Origin of the sequence: Natribaculum luteum (genome assembly GCF_023008545.1) — an archaeon.
Lineage (GTDB): Archaea > Halobacteriota > Halobacteria > Halobacteriales > Natrialbaceae > Natribaculum > Natribaculum luteum.
The window spans coordinates 1,451,849-1,470,045 of record NZ_CP095397.1 but is presented as its reverse complement, the minus strand read 5'-3'; the positions used below and the strand labels follow the sequence as shown (position 1 = coordinate 1,470,045).

Here is an 18,197-nt window from a genome sequence, read left to right as displayed (position 1 = left end):
GTGGCGCGAACGTGTTCGAGTTACGGCGAGAGGAAAGTGTAACACATGATGAAAAAGCCGGCAATGCGGTCACGAATAAACGTTGTAACGATTGTAGATACTTCGGTTGAACCCGTATCGAAGTCGGAAACCTAAAGAAGTCTAATATTATCGCCTGTATTTAACATCTGATTGCTTGTATTTTGCCTGAGTCGTATTACAGTATTAGCTTTTATCTATAAACAAATATCGAGAGAAGAAGCTATTACCTATAGCCATAGCTAGTGGCTCCTTCATCGTTTGTAGGAGGTGATCGATTCGGATAGAGATATAGTACAACTGGTTGTAAATTCTACATATATTAAGTAAGAGAGTGTGGACAGTTGGTTTGCGTGACACGTTCCCGAGAGAATACGTGTCGACGCAATCGAGACATGAGCAACGAACGACGAGACGAGGCCATTCGAGCCATAGCGCTGGTGATCGCCGCCCTGATGATCACCTCCGTGATGGCCCCCGTCGCAGGGGCGACCGGATCGTCGGGCGGAGAGACGACACCGGACCTGCTATCGAATGTCCCCTCCACGACTGACGAACAGTACGCGATAACCGAGCAATCGAATTCGAGCACCGATCGGTCGATCGGGTCGGATCGGGCGACCGTCGACGACGCGGTGGTCGACGCCAACGGCACCGTCGACGTCGTCGTTCGCGTCGAAGAACTCGAGTTGCCGCTCGCCACGACCGCGTCCACGGAGGCGGTCGTCGACGAGCTGCAGACACACGCCGAACAGTCCCAACAGCCCGTCGTCGACTACGCCCAGTCGACCGACGGCGTCGAGCTAAAACAGCAGTTCTGGCTCACAAACGCCGTTCTCCTCGAGCTCGACACCGGGGAGGTCGACGTTCGAGAACTCGTCGCCCAGAAGGGTGTCACGAGCGTACACGCGAACTTCGAAGTCGAAGTTCCCGAACCCGTGGCCGACGTCTCGAGTGCCGAATACAACACGACCTACGGCCTCGAGCAGATCAACGCCACTGCCGTCTGGGACGAGTACGACACGATGGGCGCTGGCGCGAACGTCGCCGTCCTCGACACGGGCGTCGACGCGTCGCATCAGGACATCGACCTCTACACCGAGGACCCGGACGACCCTACCTACCCGGGTGGCTGGGCAGAGTTCGACGGTGACGGGAACCAGGTCGACAGCGAGCCGTACGACTCCGCCGAACACGGCACCCACACCTCGGGGACGGTCGCGGGCGGGAACGCGAGCGGCGAGTACGTCGGCGTCGCGCCCGAAGCCAACCTGATGCACGGGAAGGTGCTCGACGGCGGCTCCGGTTCGTTCGCCCAGATCATCGCCGGCATGGAGTGGGCCGTCGACGAAGACGCCGACGTCATCTCGATGAGTCTCGGTGCAAACGGCTACTACGCGGAGATGATCGAACCCGTCCGGAACGCCGAGAAAGCCGGAACGATCGTCGTCTCCTCGTCCGGCAACACCGGCGAGGGATCGAGTGGCTCCCCGGCGAACGTCTACGAGGCGTTCGCCATCGGCGCGTCGAACGAAGACGCCGACATCGCCGACTTCTCGAGTGGCGAACGCATCGAGACCGAATCCGCCTGGGGGTCAGACGCACCTGACGAGTGGCCAGACGAGTACGTCGTGCCGAACGTCGCCGCCCCCGGCGTCAACGTCAAGAGCACGGTTCCCGGAGGCGGCTACGACGACACCTTCTCTGGGACGTCGATGGCGGCCCCGCACGCCTCGGGAGCCATCGCGTTGATGCTCTCGGCGTCGGCCGACGAGCCGGACACCGAACTGGTCAAGACGAGCCTCGAGGAGACCGCCTGGAAACCAGACGGCGAAGACGACGATCAGGACGTCAGATACGGCCACGGCATCGTCGACGCCAAGGCCGCCACCGACCGCGTCGCCGCAGACAGCGGCGTCGAGGGAACGGTGACCGACGAGCACGGAGAGCCGATCGAAGGCGCGACGGTCGTCCTCGGCGGCGTTCCACGGACGACCGGCGAGAACGGCACGTACTTCCACCGGGCCGCCCCCGGCGAGTACGACGTGACGATCGACGCGTTCGGCTACGAGCGCGTGACGACGACCGTCACCGTCGAGGAGGACAACGTCACCGAGAAGAACGTCACGCTCGCCGATGCGTTCGACGCGCGCGTGCTGGCCGACCAGCCCGACTCGATCGAGAGCGGTCAGCAGTTTACCGTCACCGCCGAGGTCGCGAACCTCGAGTCGGCGACGATCGAGGCAGGCGGCGACTACGAGGGAGACCTCTCGCTCGAGGTCGACGGCACGTCGGCGACGTTCGGCGAGCCGGTCGAGTTCGACGATCCCTACACCGGCGAACTGACCGTTACCGTCGAGGCGAGCGAGAACGCGACGCGCAACGTGGAGTTGACGCACACGCTCTCGGGACTGGGCAACGAGACGACGGTGACGACGGGCCCGACCTACGTCGTCGGGGAGTTCACCGACGTCGCCGTCGTCGACGCGCCCGACGGCGCGTACGGCGCCCAGCTCGAGTCGTACCTCGAGCAAACCGTTCACCCGCGGTTCGACGTCGAACTGATCGAGACCGACGAGTTGCTGTCGGCCGTCGACGACGAGGCGTACGACGTCTACGTCGTCCAGAGTTTCGACGGCGACGACGAACTCGCCGAGTCGTTCGTCGAGGCGACGAACGAGCCACAGACCGGTGTGATCCTCCTCGACCAGTACGGAGACGCGAGCAACGCGATCGCCGACCAGTCGGAAGCGATCGGCGATCCGGGGACTGCGGGCGCAGCGTCGACGTTCGGCGCACCCGACGTCACCTACACCGTCGAGACCGACCACGAGATCCTCGACGGCGTCGCCGAAGAAGGCGAGACGATCACGGTCAGTCGGCCGGCACCGATCGTCTTCTTCGGTGGCTTCCACAGCTACTTCGACGACTACGAGGGGATCTACGACGGGACCGATCTCGCGACGGTGCAGACGCAAGGTGCGACTGCGCCCTCCGGAACCGGTCTCGCGGCCGACCCGTTCAGTCGAACGGTGCTGGCGTCCTCGCTGGGCATCGGTCCGTTCGTCGACCAGTCGATGCTCGCCGACGACGCCGACCAGATTCTCGCGAACGCCGTCGAGTACGCGAGCGACGCACCGCCGGTCGTCCCACTCGAGGGACAGCCGGAGAAGGTCGACCCCGGCGAGAGCGTCACGGCGACGGTCTCCGTCGAGGACCTGGAGAAAGTCAAAGTCGACGTCGCCGAGGAGAGTACGATCGACGAGGACGACCTGACGCTGTACGTCGGCGACACCATCAACGCCTTCGGCGAGTGGCGCGCCTACGATCCGTCGAAGACCGGCGAGTACGACATTCGCGTCGAGGTCGCCGACGACGCCGACGCCGGGACGCTCTCGCTCGATCACACGTTCGTCACCGGCGACGGTGAGGAGACGACGCTGACGACCGGTCCGACGGCCGTCTACGAGGGCGACACGCTCGACGTCGACGCCGGCGGCGACGGCGACGTCGAGACGCTCACCGAAGCAGCCTACATCGTCGAGGAAGGCGGCGAGATCGTCGTCGAAGCGGGGACGTACGACGAGAACGACACCGACTACGACGGAGTCGGCAGCGCAGCCGTCGTCGTCGACACCGACGGCGTGACGGTTCGCGCAGCCGAAAACGCGACTCCGACGGTCAACTACGACGGCGACGGCACGAGCGGCCAGGTGATGATGGTCGAAGGCGACGACGTGCACGTCGACGGCCTCACGGTCAACGTCGACAACGGGTCGGCAGACGAACCGATCTTCCACGGGATCGAGGTTCGAGACGGCGCGAGCGGGTTCTCCGCGACCGACGTGAAAGCAGGTGGCGTCACGGGCATCTTTCTGGACGCCGGCGTCTCAGACGTCCACGTCGAGAACGTCGTCGGCTACGACGCCTCGACCGTCGTCGGCACGGACTGGAACGGCGGGCCGGCGACGAACGTGACGATCGAGAACGTCTCGATCGGCGACGCCGGGAGCTTCATGTTCGACGGCGTCCGGATGGACAACTCCCAGAAGGTCACGATCGCCGACAGCGATCTCTCCGGGCTGGCGGCGAACACGCCCGGAATCCACACGGACGGCACAGGAGACGTGACGATCGCGAACAACGACCTCGCCGGCGTCGACGCCGACGCCATCTACGTCGACTGGATGAGCGGCGAGAGTCGCATCGTCAACAACAGCATCGACGGTGCCGACGCGGCGATCTGGACGAGTAGCATCCTCGGGTACGACCTGTTCGTCAGCGACAACAACGTCGCGAACGCCACGTCGGGACTGTTCGTCGACAGCGGCCCGAGCGTGACGGCGACCAACAACACCTTCGCCGCGGAGAACGGGTTCGCGTTCGACGCCTACAGCGGCTTCGACGCGAGCGACATCGCCGCGTTGACTTACAACGACCTCTCCGGATCGACGGTGCCGTTCCACGCGCTGACCGACGTCACGGACGGCAGCTACACCGACGAACCGGGCGCGATCGACGCCCGACTGAACTTCGTCGGCGATCGCACCGGCAACGAGTCGATCGCGGTCGTCGACGGCGAGATCGGCAGCGTCGTCTACCAGCCGTTCCTCACGACGACGCCGGACGACCTCGAAACGACACCCGGAGAGACCAGCGAGATCGGCGTCGACCTCCGCCTCGAGGGCGGCGAAACGTACGCCGTCGGCGTCCCCGGACCGTCCGAGACGCCGATCAGCGAGATGGTCGACGACGACTTCGAAGGCGCGATCTACGGCTTCGACGCCGAGTCGCAGTCGTGGTCGATGCTCACCGGCAACGACACGGTCGCGTCGCTGAACGCGATGCTGGTCGTCGCCGAGACCGACACCAGGCTGACACTCGACTTCCAGAGCCCGGAGAACGTGCCGCCGGGTCCCGCCCAGTACTCGATCGAAGAGGGGTGGAACTTCGTCTCGGCACCGGTGTACGGAAGCGCCGACGACGCCTACGGCGTCGGCTCGTTCGAGCCGGGACTACTGATGTCGATGTTCGAGAAGCCGGACGGTCAGCTCGGCCCCGCAAGCGGCGTCGAGGGAACCTACGTCTTCGGTGACGACGAGAGTCCGACCGTCAGTGCGTTCGAGGGCTACTTCGTCTACAGCGAGACCGACGGCACGATGCCCGCACGCATCGGTGCCGATCCGACGGTCGACGACCTGTACGACCGTCTCGGCGTCGACGACCAGTTCGCCGACGCCGACAGCGAAAACACGTCCGTCGAGGACATCCTCGAGCGAGCCGACCAGCGAGACCGCGATGTCGTCGAAGCGACGCTCTCGCAGGTCGTCTTCCACGACCTCGAGCAGGCACTCGAGAAAAGCGACGATCCACGACGCGCTCTCAACGAGACGGCGACGGCGATCCTCGAGGACGCGCCGGCCGAACACCGAGACCTCGTCGAGACGGCGACGGAAGACGCTCTCAGGCAACTGTTCGTCGAGCGGTTCGTCGGTGGACCGATGGGCGAGGACGCCGTCGTCGAAGCACAGCGGGAGCGACTCGCGAGCGACGATCCGTCGCCGAAGGTCACTGTCACCGCACCTATCGCGGGCTAGCGACTCGAGAACACCATTTTTCGTACGACACAACACATGATCCAACGAAACCGATCGAACGGCCTGCGAAGGGTAGTTGCGGTGATCGCGATCGCGGCGGTCGTGGTGGCGGGCGTCGCTGGCTCGCCAGTCGCGGCGAGTGACGACGGGCCGCCAGCACCGCCGGCGGCGTTCTACGGCGACGTGTACGTCGACGGCGAGCTCGCGCCGGACGGCACCGAGGTCGTCGCGATGATCGACGGTGAAGAGCGCGCCAGCACGACGACGGAAAACGGCAGCTACGGCGACTCGAGTGCGACTGCAGAGAAGCTCGTCGTCAGCGGCGACGAAAGCGACGCAGGAGCCGAGATCACGTTCTACGTGGACGGCCAGCAGGTCGACGCGACGGCGGAGTGGGAAGCAGGCACGATCACCGAACTCGATCTGTCCGTCGGCGACGTGCCAGCAGACGATCCCGACGAGGAGAACGACAGCGACGAGGGGCAACCGATCGGACTGCCGGGCGGACAGGAGAGCGACGACGGTGAGAGCGGAGAGCCTGACGACAGGGACGCGGACGAGAGCGAACGAGACGACGAGCCGGATGCGGAGAACGACGGTTCCGACGACGAGGCCAGCAACGAGTCGACCGGCGGCAACGAATCTGACGGCGAGAGCGAACGGACCAACGAGACGACTGTCGCGTCCACCGACGACGAGTCCGAAACGGACGGCGAAAGCGACGGGTCGCCGATGCCCGGCTTCGAGATCGGCGGAGCGCTGATCGCGTTGCTGTCGTTTGCCGGCGTCGTCTACCGGCGACGATAACGGTCAGCCACCACGGGTTTCCGGGCCGTCCGACCGTGGTGGCAGGCGGCAGAATCACGGCGGTCGCCGCTAGCGCCGTGGCGGCACTCGAGTGGCAGCCGGAGCGTCGCCCACCGTGGGATTCATACTGCCGGCGGCGAAACGGAATGTATGGACAGAAACCAGATCATCGCCCTGTTGTTTGCCGCGCTGATGGTGAGTTCGATGGTCGCCTGGTCCGCCTCGTATCTCTTTTGACCAGCGTCGCGGTAGCGTTCATTACGATCGGGAGTGGCTACGCTGACAGTGCGAAGACGAGCGCCTCCGTTCAGTCCTACTCGTTGTGGGGTGTCTCACCGATCTCGCGTGAGATGTAGCTGGAACTCACGGCTCACCGTGGCTGGACGTCAGACGAATGGGTGTACCTGTGTCCCGGCCCTCGCGGACACAGATACGCAATCACTGGAACGAGACGACAACCGTCCGTATCAACCAGATCACAACGATTTATTCAGTCGTTGAGAAATGTCGACCTATGAGCAAAAAACCGGACCGCGACATCGGATTCCTCGCCGGATCGCCCGTCAGAACGTCCCTCATAGAGCGGCTCACGACGGGACCTGCCCAGCCCGCCGACCTCGTCGCTCACACGGGTTCTTCGCGGACGACTGTCCACCGGACGCTCAACGAACTCGTCGACCGGGGCTGGGTCCGGCGAGTCGACGACGGGTACGCCATCACCGGAACCGGCGATCTCGCCCTCGAGACGTACCAGGACGCCAGGCGTCGGTTTCGAACGCTCGACCGGTTCGAGGCGTTCCTCGAGGGCGTCGACGACGCTCCCGAGATCGAACTCGAGTGGCTCGAGGGGGCGCGCCTCGAGACAGAAAGCGACGAGAACCCCCACCGGCCGATCGAGCGGTACGCCGACGGACTCGCGACGGCCGACGGCGAGGAGTTCTACGGCGTGACGCCGGTCATCACCCGCCAGTTCATCGACGTCCACGAGCCGATCATTCGAGGGGAGACGACGGTAAAACTCGTCATCAGCAACGCGACGTTGCGGGCGGTAGCCGACCAGTATCCGAGACAGTTGCGCGAGTCGCTCGAGTTCGACAACTACGAACTGTACGCGACAGACGAGACGCCGTCGATGGGAACGACGATCTACGGCGAGAGAGTCTTTCTCGGCGCGTACGACGACCGGCGGCGACTGGTCGCCGTCGTCGAGAGCACGGATCCCGACCTGCGGGCGTGGGCGACGGACTGCTACCAGCGCCTCCGGGAGAGCGCCACGCGGGTCACGGCCGACGCCGCGATCACGTCCGACTGACGACGGCACGGCGGAACTGTTGCACAGCGTGAAACAGATATCGGAGCATAGATAATTCACGGTCGAGCGGATTCGTCTACACGGCAGGCGTGGCATCGACGGTCCCCGATTGTTCCCTGATCCCCCATCATACGGATCGTCGACGGACGGTACGGAAACAAGTTCTACCCGTCCGTCTCCCAGACGTCTGCCAGTGGACTCGAGCGCGACGATCGACGTGACCGTCGGCGACGCGACGCGACCCGGTCGCTCTCGCTCGGTTCGTCGTTTCCGGACGTCGGCCCTCCGAGTGCCGCTCGTGGGTCGAACGCCGGCAGGTCCGGTTTGGACGTGCAGTCGACCTGTTGTGCGAACCAGTCGGGCATGTCCGTTCGTGCGCGCTCGAAGAGATCGAGGAGACTCGAGTCCGCGAGGTACGTGGCACCGTAATCGTCCGGCGCGCGGATCACGCGGCCACAGGCCTGGATCACGGTCCGAAGCGCCGTCCGGTAGTACCACGCCCACTGGCCCTGCTCGAGGCGGTGGGCGACTCTCGAGTCGCCGGTGTTGAGAAACGGCGCTTTACAGAGGACCTGGAACCGACAGCGGTCGCCTTTCAGGTCGAGCGCCTCCTCCATTTTCACCGAGAGGAAGACGTCGGGGTCGTCGGTGGCTTTCCAGGCCTCGAGGGCGTCGTCTCGATCCTCGCGACTGTGCGTTCGGATTCGCTCGCCGACGCCGAAGTCGGACAGCAGCGTGGCGAGTCGCTCCTGGATGTCGTAGGAGTGAGCGTGAACGAGTCCCTTCTCGTCGGGGTGGGTCTGCATGATCCGGACGACGGTCCGGGCGACTTTCGGGAGCGTCTCGTCGCGGTGCTCGTAGGTCATCTTCCCCTGCGTGACGTCGTAGAGCGGCCGGTTCTCGACCGGGAACGTGTGCCCGACGTCGACGAGAGCGACGGTCGCCGGGTTCAACCCGACCTGCCGGCAGAACGCCTCCTTGTTGAGGATCGTCGCCGACAGCAGCGCGAACGTGTTGCCGCGATCCCAGACCGTGTGCTGGAGGTATCGCTCTGGGTCCATCGGTTTGATCGTGAGCGGGCCACCCTCGTCGTCGGCCGGGGGATCGGCCTGGTCGACGAGCCACGTCGTCGGACTCTCGGGGTCGCGATAGTCAGAGACGAACCACTCGAGTTCGCCGATGAGCTCCTGCAAGCGGTCGCGCTCGCGGACTTCGGCGGGGGTGAGCTGATCCTGTGCGAGCAGGTCGTCTTTGCGTCGGGTACAGACCTGGGCGAGGTTCTCGGCGTAGCGAGCGGCACGGTCGACGCCGTCGACGTCGGGAATCCGGAGGTCGTCCCAGAACGGCACGGTCCGGGGACCGAGCTGGATCGTCGCGTACATCTCGGCCCACTCCGCCAGCCCGTGGGCTTCGTCGACGACGACCACGTCGCGCTTGCGAAACACCTCGCTGCCGGCCGTCTGCATGAAGTACGCGAGCGTCATCGCCGCGATCGATCGGTTGGAGGCGATCGCCCGGTCGGAGAAGTACGGACAGCGGTGTTTGACCGAGCAGTCGTAGCCGCGTTCTCGCACGCAGGGGGCCTGGTTGACCGGCGTGTCGAGTTCGCCGGGGAGGATGCAGGTGTAGTTCGACTTCCCGCGGATGACGTTCAGGTCGGCCAGCAGGTCGTCGCTCGCGACGTCGTCCAGTTGCGAGACCTGCGGCGTCGTGTAGTAGGCACCCGTCGCCTCACTGGGTTCGGCGTCGTCGATTCGCCGGGCACAGCCCGCGATTGCCCGGGCCAGGAGAGACTTGCCGCTCCCGGTCGGCGCACGCACCAGCACGACGTCGTTACCCGCGAGGAAGGCATCACGGATGTCACGGAGGGCAGCTTCCTGATTGCCGCGATAGCTCGGCGCGGGAAACTCGTCGAAGATCCGCTCGGGATTCACCGTTCGATGCACCGACTGGTGACACCCTAAAGCCTGCGGACCGTCTCGAGTGCTGTCGAATCGACCGCCGCGAGGTACGAATCCGCCAGCCGAAGTCGCTGCCTACCGGGCGAGTAACAGGTCGATTACTAATACGAACTCCGCCGACGGACTCGCGTACGGAAGGGTAGCTCAGTGGTAGAGCACCGTGGTGCCACCTGGCCCACGGCGGCCTCCGGCCTCGTGGCGTTCGAATCCCACCCCTTCCGCCTAGACCGACTCCTCGTCCGGATCGTACGGCTCGAGCGCGTCGACGTCGTCGGCGGTCGGGTGCTCCGGGAGCGACTCGATGCACGGAAAGCACAGCAGATAGCTCGTCCCGTCCTCGAACTCGAGGGTCATCCCCGTGGTCTCGCTCCCGGCGTTCCGGCCGAACGTCCAGATGTTGGCGATGCCGCCGGCGACCGAGATCGTTCGGCCACAGCCGTCGCAGGACTGCTTTGCCATGTGCGAGTGTCGGTCTCGAGCGGTGAAAGGCGTTCCCCGTTGCGTGGACGTTAAGGAGGTGTCAATCGTACGACGAACCATGGACGTCCACTGCGAGGGCTGTGCAGGGTGTTGTATCGACTGGCGGCCGCTCCTCGCAGCCGAGGGACGCGAGGCGATCGATCACGAACGCCGTGGGCCACGAGATCCCCTCGACGAGACGCACAACCTCGTCCCGCTGGCTCGCGACGAAGTTCGAGCGTTCCTCGAGACGGGCCTCGCCGACGCGCTGACGCCACGGCTGTGGAACGCGGCCGACGACGAGGACGGTCTCGAGATCGACGGCCGACGGGTGGCGACGATCGCCGGCCGGCCGGCCTTTTTCGTCGGCCTCCGCAAGCCCCCGAAGCCGGTCGCACCGTTCGACCGGGAGACGGAGTCGTGGCTCCCGACCTGCGTCTTCCTCGATCCGACGACGCTGCAGTGTCGGATCCACGACGACGATCGCTACCCGGCGGAGTGTGCGGACTACCCCGCCCACAACCTCGCACTCGAGCAGGAGACCGAGTGCGAGCGCGTCGAGGACGCCTTCGGCGGCGACCGCCTTCGCGACGCCGATCCCAGAGAGACCGACGGGCTCTTGCTCGGTCGGCAGGCGATCGGGAGTAAAGTGTTCACCCACCCTCGACCCGCGGACCTCGAAGGCGTCGTCGACCGGATCGCCCGCGGTGCGTCGACCGCAACGGACCGCGCAGAGTTCGTCGCCGTCGCCGCCGCCTCGAGCCCCGGGACGCTCGCGATCTCCGACGACCACTACGAGCGGGCGAAAGAACGGGCGCTCGCGGCCGACTCGTGGGCCAGGGAGGCAATCTGCGAGTGGGAGCGACGCCGCGACGACGGCGAATCGCCAGATTCCGACCTGGCGACGCGAATCGAAGACGACCGCGGCGCACCGACGACGCCCGGATGGGACGCCGTAACGGATCGGTCGTCCCGATAGCGGCGTCGCCGTCGGCAGACGAGCCCCTGTTTAAGACTACGCGTGTCCTAGCCGTGGTATGCGAACGCTCGTCACCGGCGCGACCGGCTTCGTCGGAAGCCGACTCGTCCCCGAACTCTGTGCGGCCGGTCGCGACGTGTCGGTCCTCGTCCGCGACGCCGAACGCTACGAGCCGCCAGCTGACGTGACCGTCTTCGAGGGCGACCTGCTCGAGCCGGGGAGCTTCGAGGACGCCCTCGAGGGGATCGACGTCGCCTACTACCTCGTCCACTCGATGGGTAGCGGCGCGGGGTTCGAAGAGCGAGACCGCCGGGCGGCACACAACTTCGAGCGCGCTGCGAGTGCGGCCGGGGTCGACCGGATCGTCTACCTCAGCGGGCTCGGCGACGACAGCGACCGGCTCTCGGAACACCTCCGCTCGCGCCGCGAGGTCGAGGCGATCCTCGCGGACGGAACCGCAGAACTCACCGTCCTCCGGGCTGCGATCGTCGTCGGCGACGGGAGCGCGAGCTTCCGGATGATCCGCCAGCTCGTCAAGCGACTGCCGGTGATGGTGACGCCGCGGTGGGTGCAGACGCCGTGTCAGCCGATCGCCGTCGACGACGTGATCGCCTACCTCGTCGGCATCCTCGACGTCCCGGAGACTGCGGGTGAGACCTACGAGATCGGCGGTCCCGACGTGCTCACCTACCGGGAGATGCTGGTCACGGTCGCTCGCATCTTCGAGGGGCGTGCGCCGCTGATCGTTCCGGTTCCCGTGCTGTCTCCCCGACTGTCCGCCTACTGGGTCGACCTCGTCACCGACGTCCCCGCGTCGGTCGCACACCCGCTGATCGAGGGACTCGAGAACCCGGTCGTCGTCACGGACTCGCGAATCGAGCGGCTCGTTCCCGTGGAGCTGACGCCGTTCGAGACGGCGGTTCGTCGCGTCCGCGAGGAACGATCGGCCGCCGAGGGCGGCGTCGGCGAACTCGAGCGACCGCCAGCGGACTCGAGTCGCTGATGGACGTCGAGTACGGCGAGACGTGGGTCTACGAGAGCATGGTCGGTGCGATCCCCGGCGTCGACGTCTCGGAACGGGTCGCACTCGCGATCCAGTTCGTCGCGTTCGAGGGGATTATCCTGGGGCTCGCGGCGATCTACGACCTCTGGACGGCGGCGATCGCGGGGACGGTCGCCGTCGTGGTTGCCGTCACCGGCAGCTGGCTCATGCTCCGGTTTAGCCGGACCGTGCGCACGCTTCCGATGCCGACGACGTACCGGCGACTCCTGTTCGGGTCGGGACTCGAGGTCGTCCTCGGCGTGCTGGCGTACGTCGCGTTCGTCACGTACCTGTTCGTCTACGATCCGCGGACCACCGGCGAGTCGCTCGTGGTCACCCTGTTCGGCCCCGAGCCGCCGATCGCCGTCGTCTACGTGACGTTGCTCGTCTGCTGGGATCTCGTCTATCGCATCGGTGCGAGCTGGTGGGCGAGCGTGACCGGCGTCTGGCGGGCGGTCTCGTACAGTTTCGACGCCGAGACGACGCGTCGCTACCGGCGCGTCGACGCACTGAACGTCGTCTTCGCCGCCACGCAGTTGCTGCTGGTGCCGTTCGTCACAGACCAGCCGGTGTTACTGGTGGCGCTCGTCGGCCACGTCGTGGCAGTGACTGCAGCGACGGTGCTTTCCGTACGCACGCAGGGACGAGAAATCGGCACCTAGTTCGACTTGATCTCCTCGAACTTGTTCAGGAGCGCCTCTGCAGAGTCGCCGGAGTCGTACTCGACTTTCCCGTGATAGATCGTCCGCTCGTCGTCGAAGTCGGTGTCGACTTTCGAGGCCTGTTTCTCACGGCGCTCGTGTTCGTCTTCGTCATAGGCACCCATTGACATGGTAGATACACCCATAGATTGGAAGCTAGCGCTTATCAATGTAACGGTTGTTCATGATGCGTGCACGGACGGAAGACGTATCACGCCGCCGTGCCTACGAACGACCGTGGCACGGCCGCTTCGCTTTCGATACTCGCCCCAGTCGTGGAGCGAGCAACGGGTTCGACGAGAGATTCTCCAGCCGCTCCGGAGCAACATCGGCGCACGCGCCGTCTCCCCCCAGTTCGACGTCAACGGTGGGTGGGAGACACACCGCTTCGAGATGCAAAACGGCGACGTCGCGCTGTTCGCCCGCCGGGACGACGAGGCCTACTGGATGGGCAACACCGAGACGCCGAGTGCGCTCTGGAAGACCGACAAGTACGGCTGGCGTGAGATTCCCTACCACGTCTCGAGATGGGCCCAGCGCGAACTGCTCGCCGACCTCCACGACGGCGACCCGTGGCTTGCAGACTACCCGCACCTCTCGTGGTACTTCCTCCCCGTGTTCATGTCGAAAGACGGCCGAGAGTCGACCCGGGCGTTCTTTCGCGAGCACGCCGCCGGCTTCCCCGACGCCGGCCGCCGGGAGGCGACTCGCTTCTTCGAGGAGTTCCTCTCGACCGGCACACTCGACGAGTACCGACACGTCATGTCGGGGAAACTCGGCACCAGCGACCACGTCGACCGCGTGCGCATGAGCGCCGCGATGGGCGAGTTCGTCGCGGCGAAGGTCCTCGTCGACGCGGGCTACGACGTCGTCCCCGAGATCGAGGTGACGACCGGACACTCGCTCGACTTCCGGGCGACCGACGACGAGACGAACGTCTTGGTCGAGGTCACGCGCCCCCAGCCGCCGGCGAACCGCGCCGCCGCCGGTCCCGTGGCCGCCGTCCGGGACACCGCCGAGACCAAGACTAACGGCCAGCTCGCCGAACACGGCGGCGGCGCGACCCTGTTCGTCGACTGCTCGAGTTTCCGTGACGACGCCTGGGCCGCCGTCCGCGACGAACGACCCGACGTCCGTCACCGGCCGGCCGTCGTCTACCGCGCCCGACCGAACGGGCGAGTCGAGGGCTACAGCAAGGGATCGGTGCCACTCGAGCTAGCCGACGCGATCGAGTTCGTCGACTGATACTGCCCAAGTACGAGCAGGCACTCGAGCCGTCAAGACGGGCGAAACCGCACGCACGAGCAGCAGCTATCGGGACGATCGGTTCGGCCAATGAAAAGAGACGAGACGCCTAGAACGACATCGCGTCGGGGGCGTACGGGCTCCCGAGCGGCGTCGGGTCGCGGTCGCTGTAGCCGACGCGGCCGACGGCCTTGTCGCTCACCGCGGAGTAGACCGCAAAGCGGGCGTCTTCCGGCGACTCGAACGTCTCGGATTCGAGGCGGCCGAGTACCTCTTCGACCGTTTCGGTCCCGTTCGGGAGTTCGAGACGGTGCTCGCCGCACGTCTCGATCAGTTCCTCGGTAGTCGCAGGGTACTCGTGGTCGTCGATGACCTCGCCGGTGCCATTGAGCAGCATTACACGCGAACAGTCGTGAACGATAATTATAAACATTGTCCATAGACGTTCTTTAGGACTGGGAGTGTCCTTTCTTCCCTTAATCGTCCTAGAATGGGCCGTGACAGCACGCTCGAGTGATAACGGCTATACGGTGTCCGACGCTCGAGACGAACATGCCCTACGCCGATCTCCACGTCCATACGACCCGGTCGGACGGCACGCTCGAGTTCGAGGACGTCCCCGACGCGGCGCGGCGCGCCGGCGTCTCGGTCGTCGCACTCACAGATCACGATCGGCTGCAGCCGCTCTCGGACCCGGTCGTCGAGCGCGACGGCGTGACGATCGTCCACGGGATCGAACTCCGCGTCGAGCCTCCCGAAGGTGATCGGGTGGACCTGCTCGGCTACGGCGTCACACCCACGGCTGCGCTCGAACGGACGGTCGAAGATGTCCAGCGAAATCGGAAAGAACGCGGTCGCACGATCGTCGACTGCGTTGAGGATCGGCTGGGGATCGATCTCGAGGTCGACGTGGAGCCGGGGTTCGGCCGGCCACACGTCGCGCGAGCGATCGCCGACCACCCCGAGTCAGGGTACGACTACCAGGACGCGTTCGACCAGCTCATCGGGTTCGGCGAGCCCTGTTACGTACCACAGGAGGTCCCGTCGTTCGAGCGAGGACGACGCGTCCTCTCGGAGGCCTGCACTGTCGTCTCGCTCGCCCACCCGCTGCGGTACCGCGACCCGGCGCGCGCACTCGAGTTAACGAGTGACCTCGACGCGGTCGAACGCCACTACGCCTACGACCGGGACGTCGACTGCGAACCGATCGAGCGGGCGATCGACCGCAACGGACTGCTCGTCACCGGCGGCAGCGACGCCCACGACGATCGACTCGGCCTCGCCGGCCTCTCGGAGGCGGCGTACCGACGGCTCGAATTATAGTACCCGTTGAAACGATTTACACCCGATCACAGCCAAGCGGCCAGCCTCGGTAACGAGACCGAGGCTGGCTGTCGATGTTCGTGATCGGGTACGCGACGACTTTCACCGGGCACTATACCCACGCCTGACGGTAGCGCCGTCCGATAGCGGAGGGTTCAAACCGGTTCACCAACTATGGAATGGTATGAACTGCCACTACTGCGACCGCGAGGCCGCCTTCGCTGCTGAATCCGAGGGTATCAGAGTCGGTCTCTGTGAGGAACACTTCCGCGAGCGGTTGCAGGAACTCGCCGAGGCCGACGGGCTCGAGGCGCTCAAAGAGCAGGTCGACGTCGACCGCGCCGAGTGATAATGCCTGCTGTACCTATTCTCGGCGCAACCGCAAGCTGGCCGGCGGTTGCGCCGAGAACGACGGACAGCAGGCGTTACGAAGAGAGTGGATCGCCCGCAGGGTACGTTCTCCGTCCTCGCTGACGGGACGTCAGCACGGTAGTTCGACGGCGTGGTGACTCGAGTGGGTCTGGCCGTATTTTCGATCGTCGACCGACGTTCGACGGCAGGTACTACCTACTTCTCGAACGGTAGGTACTCGAGATCGGCAGAGACGCGTCTCCGGGAATCGCCACCGTGATGGCAAAAATGTCTTCAGGCCGTCCGTCCCGCGTCGACGTCGATCGCGTCGACCGGACAGACGTCGACACAGAGCATGCAGTCGATACACTGGGCCTCGTGGGTCGGCTCTGCTTTCTTCTCGCTTTCGGGATGGTCCGGCGTGTCGACCCACTCGAAGACGTCGACCGGGCAGTCCTCGAGACAGGCACCGTCGGCGATACAGAGGTCGTAGTCGACAGCGACGTGCGTGCCGTGGATGCCGAGTTGCTCGGGTTCGTCGACCGGCCCCCAGACGGCGACGCCGTTTTCTTCACCGACCTTCTCACGGTTTTCGTGGAACTGCGGATCTATGGCCATTGCTAGGGGCGAAAAACGGGTGAAACGTACTTAAATGTACGTATCCGCCAGCGACGCTGCCGTCGCCTCGAGCGAGACGGGCGCTTTTGGATTCCCGGCCCGTTCGTTCGGTATGGGACGCGAGCATTCGCCGCGGCTAGTCTACGACGACGACTGCGGCTTCTGTACGTGGAGTGCGGAGTACGCCGTCGCTCGCGGCGAGTTCGAACTCGTCGGCTTCTCCGAACTCACGCCCGACCAGCGCGCCCGCCTGCCGACGGACTACGAGGAGTGTGCGCACCTGCTGACCGACGACGCCGTCTACTCCTGTGGCGAGGCGATCGAGGAGACCCTCTCGCGACTCGAGTCACCCTCGCGGTACGCCGTCGCGGTCTTCCGTCGGCTGCCCGGTCACGAGCGCGTTCGCGAACCGCTGTACCGACAGGTCGCCGACCACCGGGCGCTGTTCGGACGACTCTTTCACCGGGAGCCGCCGGCGTGTCGCGAGTCGCAGGGTCAGTAACCGAGCGAGAACGCCCGGTTCACGACGAGAGCGACGAACGCGAGCGCGAGCAGCGTCGCGAGGACGCCGAAGGAGACGCCCCAGCCGAAGACGTCCGCCACGAACCCCGTCGCGACGGAACCGACAGAGCCGACGACGCCGTAGACGGTTCGGACGAGCCCGAAGCCGGCCCCGCGTTCGGCTTCGGAGAGTTCGTCCATGAACCGGGGCAACAGCGCCGCGCCCCAGCCAAGGCCCGTGCCGATCAGCAAGACGGCGGCCCCGACCGCAAGGACGCCAGGAACGGCGATCAACAGGACGAACCCGGACGCGGCGAGGATCATACAGCCTGCAGTCGCGACATCGCGTCCGTACCGGTCTGACACCGCGCCGACGCCGACCTGCGTGATCGCCTGGACGACGAAGTACGCCGAGAAGACGACGCCGGCGGTCGTCTCCGCCTGGCCGCGGTGGTCCACGAGAAACGTCGGGAGAAACGAGGCAGTCGCCTGCCAGACGAACGCCCCGGCGACGGCCAGACAGACGGTAAAGGCGATCTTCGGCCGCGAGAGCAGTTCGAGGACCGACTCGAGTTCGAACCGCTCGCGCATCGGCTGGTCGGGGCGGCGCGGCTCGGTCGGGCGGACGCGCCAGGCGAACAGGACGAAGATGGGAACGGCGGTGGCGACGCCGATCGCGATCGCGAGCCGCCAGCCGTACCGGACGCCGATCCACGCCGCGACGACCGGCGCGACGAGTCCGGCAGCCGGCCCACCGCTGTTGTGGACCCCGATCGCGGTGCCGATGTCGTCGTAGATGCGCGTCAGTAGCGTGGTCGCGACGCTGTAGTGAAGCCCGGCGAAGGCACCGAGAACGACGGTACTGAGCACGAAGACGGGAAAGACGGGGGAGAGCGCGAGCAGCAGGCTCGCGAGCGCGGTCCCGCCGACGGAGACGAGAATGACGGATCGTTCGCCGTACCGGTCGGCGAACACGCCGCTGGGAAACTGCGAGAGGAAGTAAAACATCCACAGCCCCGTAAGCGAGATTCCGATCACCGTGTTCGAGATGCCGAACTCGTCGGTGATCGCCGGCACGACCGGGCTGATCGCCAGTCTGGCGACCATCGTCGCGAAGAAGGCCAGCGTACTCAGCGTGAGAACGGTCTCTCTGTATCTCCAGCGCATGGGTCACCCGCCGGTCGTCGCGTCGCGGCAGTTCACCTATCCGTCATGCGGGCGAGGCCATGAGGGTGTTGATATCGGCAGCCGACGCCTCGAGCGAGAGAAACAGATCACCTACT

16 protein-coding genes and 1 tRNA gene are annotated in these 18,197 nt (G+C 65.6%); 11 read left to right on the top strand and 6 right to left on the bottom strand.

Annotated features, from left to right (window positions below; translation table 11 throughout):
* Window positions 1-413: 413 nt before the first annotated feature.
* The 3 genes from MU558_RS07495 to MU558_RS07485 all read left to right on the top strand — a co-directional run bounded on the left by MU558_RS07495 (window position 414) and on the right by MU558_RS07485 (window position 7,734).
* Window positions 414-5,615: a S8 family serine peptidase gene (locus tag MU558_RS07495; RefSeq protein WP_246973614.1), complete on the top strand. Its 5,202-nt coding sequence runs from the start codon at window positions 414-416 to the stop codon at window positions 5,613-5,615.
* Between the two features lie 36 nt (window positions 5,616-5,651).
* Window positions 5,652-6,422 carry a PGF-CTERM sorting domain-containing protein gene (locus MU558_RS07490; RefSeq protein ID WP_246973611.1) on the top strand — a complete coding sequence of 257 codons (771 nt, stop codon included), beginning with the start codon at window positions 5,652-5,654 and terminating at the stop codon, window positions 6,420-6,422.
* Window positions 6,423-6,936: 514 nt separating this feature from the next.
* Complete coding sequence (locus tag MU558_RS07485; RefSeq protein ID WP_246973608.1) at window positions 6,937-7,734, top strand: helix-turn-helix transcriptional regulator; 798 nt, start codon at window positions 6,937-6,939, stop codon at window positions 7,732-7,734.
* A gap of 164 nt (window positions 7,735-7,898) precedes the next feature.
* Here MU558_RS07485 and MU558_RS07480 read toward each other — a convergent pair whose 3' ends face one another.
* Window positions 7,899-9,668: a helicase C-terminal domain-containing protein gene (locus MU558_RS07480; protein WP_246973605.1), complete on the bottom strand. Its 1,770-nt coding sequence runs from the start codon at window positions 9,666-9,668 to the stop codon at window positions 7,899-7,901.
* 160 nt (window positions 9,669-9,828) lie between these two features.
* Between MU558_RS07480 and MU558_RS07475 the strand changes: the two genes are divergently transcribed.
* A tRNA-OTHER gene (locus MU558_RS07475) sits at window positions 9,829-9,916 on the top strand.
* Between the two features lies 1 nt (window position 9,917).
* Here the strand turns inward: MU558_RS07475 and MU558_RS07470 are convergent.
* Window positions 9,918-10,154 carry a DUF7561 family protein gene (locus tag MU558_RS07470; RefSeq protein WP_246973602.1) on the bottom strand — a complete coding sequence of 79 codons (237 nt, stop codon included), beginning with the start codon at window positions 10,152-10,154 and terminating at the stop codon, window positions 9,918-9,920.
* Window positions 10,155-10,233: 79 nt separating this feature from the next.
* Here MU558_RS07470 and MU558_RS07465 point away from each other — a divergent pair, with 79 nt between their 5' ends.
* From MU558_RS07465 to MU558_RS07455, 3 genes are read left to right on the top strand one after another with little or no spacing between them, the layout of a single operon-like run.
* Entirely contained in the window at window positions 10,234-11,133 is a 900-nt protein-coding gene (locus tag MU558_RS07465; RefSeq protein ID WP_246974870.1) for a YkgJ family cysteine cluster protein, read from the top strand.
* Window positions 11,134-11,191: 58 nt separating this feature from the next.
* The gene (locus MU558_RS07460; RefSeq protein ID WP_246973599.1) at window positions 11,192-12,136 is read left to right on the top strand and encodes an NAD(P)H-binding protein; all 945 of its coding nucleotides are present in this window, start codon (window positions 11,192-11,194) and stop codon (window positions 12,134-12,136) included.
* Window positions 12,136-12,837 (top strand): DUF7530 family protein, encoded by a 702-nt coding sequence (locus MU558_RS07455; protein WP_246973597.1) that lies wholly within the window; start codon window positions 12,136-12,138, stop codon window positions 12,835-12,837. The genes MU558_RS07460 and MU558_RS07455 overlap by 1 nt, the downstream gene beginning before the upstream one ends.
* Here MU558_RS07455 and MU558_RS07450 read toward each other — a convergent pair.
* Complete coding sequence (locus tag MU558_RS07450) at window positions 12,834-13,007, bottom strand: DUF5786 family protein (RefSeq protein WP_246973595.1); 174 nt, start codon at window positions 13,005-13,007, stop codon at window positions 12,834-12,836. The two genes, MU558_RS07455 and MU558_RS07450, sit on opposite strands and share 4 nt — an antisense overlap.
* A 106-nt stretch (window positions 13,008-13,113) precedes the next feature.
* Here MU558_RS07450 and MU558_RS07445 point away from each other — a divergent pair, with 106 nt between their 5' ends.
* Window positions 13,114-14,121, top strand: coding sequence for a DUF5784 family protein (locus tag MU558_RS07445; RefSeq protein ID WP_246973593.1), 1,008 nt, complete (start codon window positions 13,114-13,116; stop codon window positions 14,119-14,121).
* Window positions 14,122-14,230: 109 nt separating this feature from the next.
* On the opposite strand, the gene MU558_RS07440 is transcribed toward MU558_RS07445, so the two are convergent.
* Entirely contained in the window at window positions 14,231-14,518 is a 288-nt protein-coding gene (locus MU558_RS07440) for a DUF5789 family protein (RefSeq protein WP_246973591.1), read from the bottom strand.
* 155 nt (window positions 14,519-14,673) lie between these two features.
* Here MU558_RS07440 and MU558_RS07435 point away from each other — a divergent pair, with 155 nt between their 5' ends.
* Both MU558_RS07435 and MU558_RS07430 read left to right on the top strand, forming a co-directional pair.
* Window positions 14,674-15,444 carry a PHP domain-containing protein gene (locus MU558_RS07435; RefSeq protein WP_246973588.1) on the top strand — a complete coding sequence of 257 codons (771 nt, stop codon included), beginning with the start codon at window positions 14,674-14,676 and terminating at the stop codon, window positions 15,442-15,444.
* A 184-nt stretch (window positions 15,445-15,628) separates the two neighbouring features.
* Entirely contained in the window at window positions 15,629-15,793 is a 165-nt protein-coding gene (locus MU558_RS07430) for a DUF6757 family protein (RefSeq protein WP_246973586.1), read from the top strand.
* 296 nt (window positions 15,794-16,089) lie between these two features.
* On the opposite strand, the gene MU558_RS07425 is transcribed toward MU558_RS07430, so the two are convergent.
* A complete protein-coding gene (locus tag MU558_RS07425; protein ID WP_246973584.1) occupies window positions 16,090-16,413 on the bottom strand; it encodes a 4Fe-4S dicluster domain-containing protein in 324 nt (107 codons plus the stop codon).
* A 112-nt stretch (window positions 16,414-16,525) separates the two neighbouring features.
* Between MU558_RS07425 and MU558_RS07420 the strand changes: the two genes are divergently transcribed.
* Window positions 16,526-16,915, top strand: a complete 390-nt coding sequence (locus MU558_RS07420; RefSeq protein ID WP_246973582.1) for a thiol-disulfide oxidoreductase DCC family protein — start codon at window positions 16,526-16,528, stop codon at window positions 16,913-16,915.
* Here the strand turns inward: MU558_RS07420 and MU558_RS07415 are convergent.
* Window positions 16,909-18,081 carry an MFS transporter gene (locus MU558_RS07415; RefSeq protein WP_246973580.1) on the bottom strand — a complete coding sequence of 391 codons (1,173 nt, stop codon included), beginning with the start codon at window positions 18,079-18,081 and terminating at the stop codon, window positions 16,909-16,911. The two genes, MU558_RS07420 and MU558_RS07415, sit on opposite strands and share 7 nt — an antisense overlap.
* Window positions 18,082-18,197: the final 116 nt, after the last annotated feature.

Coding starts and splice junctions, on each gene's coding strand:
- MU558_RS07495 (WP_246973614.1), top strand. CDS start 414: ATGAGCAACGAACGACGAGACGAGGCCATTCGAGCCATAGCGCTGGTG.
- MU558_RS07465 (WP_246974870.1), top strand. CDS start 10,234: ATGGACGTCCACTGCGAGGGCTGTGCAGGGTGTTGTATCGACTGGCGG.
- MU558_RS07435 (WP_246973588.1), top strand. CDS start 14,674: ATGCCCTACGCCGATCTCCACGTCCATACGACCCGGTCGGACGGCACG.
- MU558_RS07415 (WP_246973580.1), bottom strand. CDS start 18,081: ATGCGCTGGAGATACAGAGAGACCGTTCTCACGCTGAGTACGCTGGCC.
- MU558_RS07430 (WP_246973586.1), top strand. CDS start 15,629: ATGAACTGCCACTACTGCGACCGCGAGGCCGCCTTCGCTGCTGAATCC.
- MU558_RS07485 (WP_246973608.1), top strand. CDS start 6,937: ATGAGCAAAAAACCGGACCGCGACATCGGATTCCTCGCCGGATCGCCC.
- MU558_RS07490 (WP_246973611.1), top strand. CDS start 5,652: ATGATCCAACGAAACCGATCGAACGGCCTGCGAAGGGTAGTTGCGGTG.
- MU558_RS07440 (WP_246973591.1), bottom strand. CDS start 14,518: ATGCTGCTCAATGGCACCGGCGAGGTCATCGACGACCACGAGTACCCT.
- MU558_RS07470 (WP_246973602.1), bottom strand. CDS start 10,154: ATGGCAAAGCAGTCCTGCGACGGCTGTGGCCGAACGATCTCGGTCGCC.
- MU558_RS07425 (WP_246973584.1), bottom strand. CDS start 16,413: ATGGCCATAGATCCGCAGTTCCACGAAAACCGTGAGAAGGTCGGTGAA.
- MU558_RS07460 (WP_246973599.1), top strand. CDS start 11,192: ATGCGAACGCTCGTCACCGGCGCGACCGGCTTCGTCGGAAGCCGACTC.
- MU558_RS07420 (WP_246973582.1), top strand. CDS start 16,526: ATGGGACGCGAGCATTCGCCGCGGCTAGTCTACGACGACGACTGCGGC.
- MU558_RS07450 (WP_246973595.1), bottom strand. CDS start 13,007: ATGTCAATGGGTGCCTATGACGAAGACGAACACGAGCGCCGTGAGAAA.
- MU558_RS07455 (WP_246973597.1), top strand. CDS start 12,136: ATGGACGTCGAGTACGGCGAGACGTGGGTCTACGAGAGCATGGTCGGT.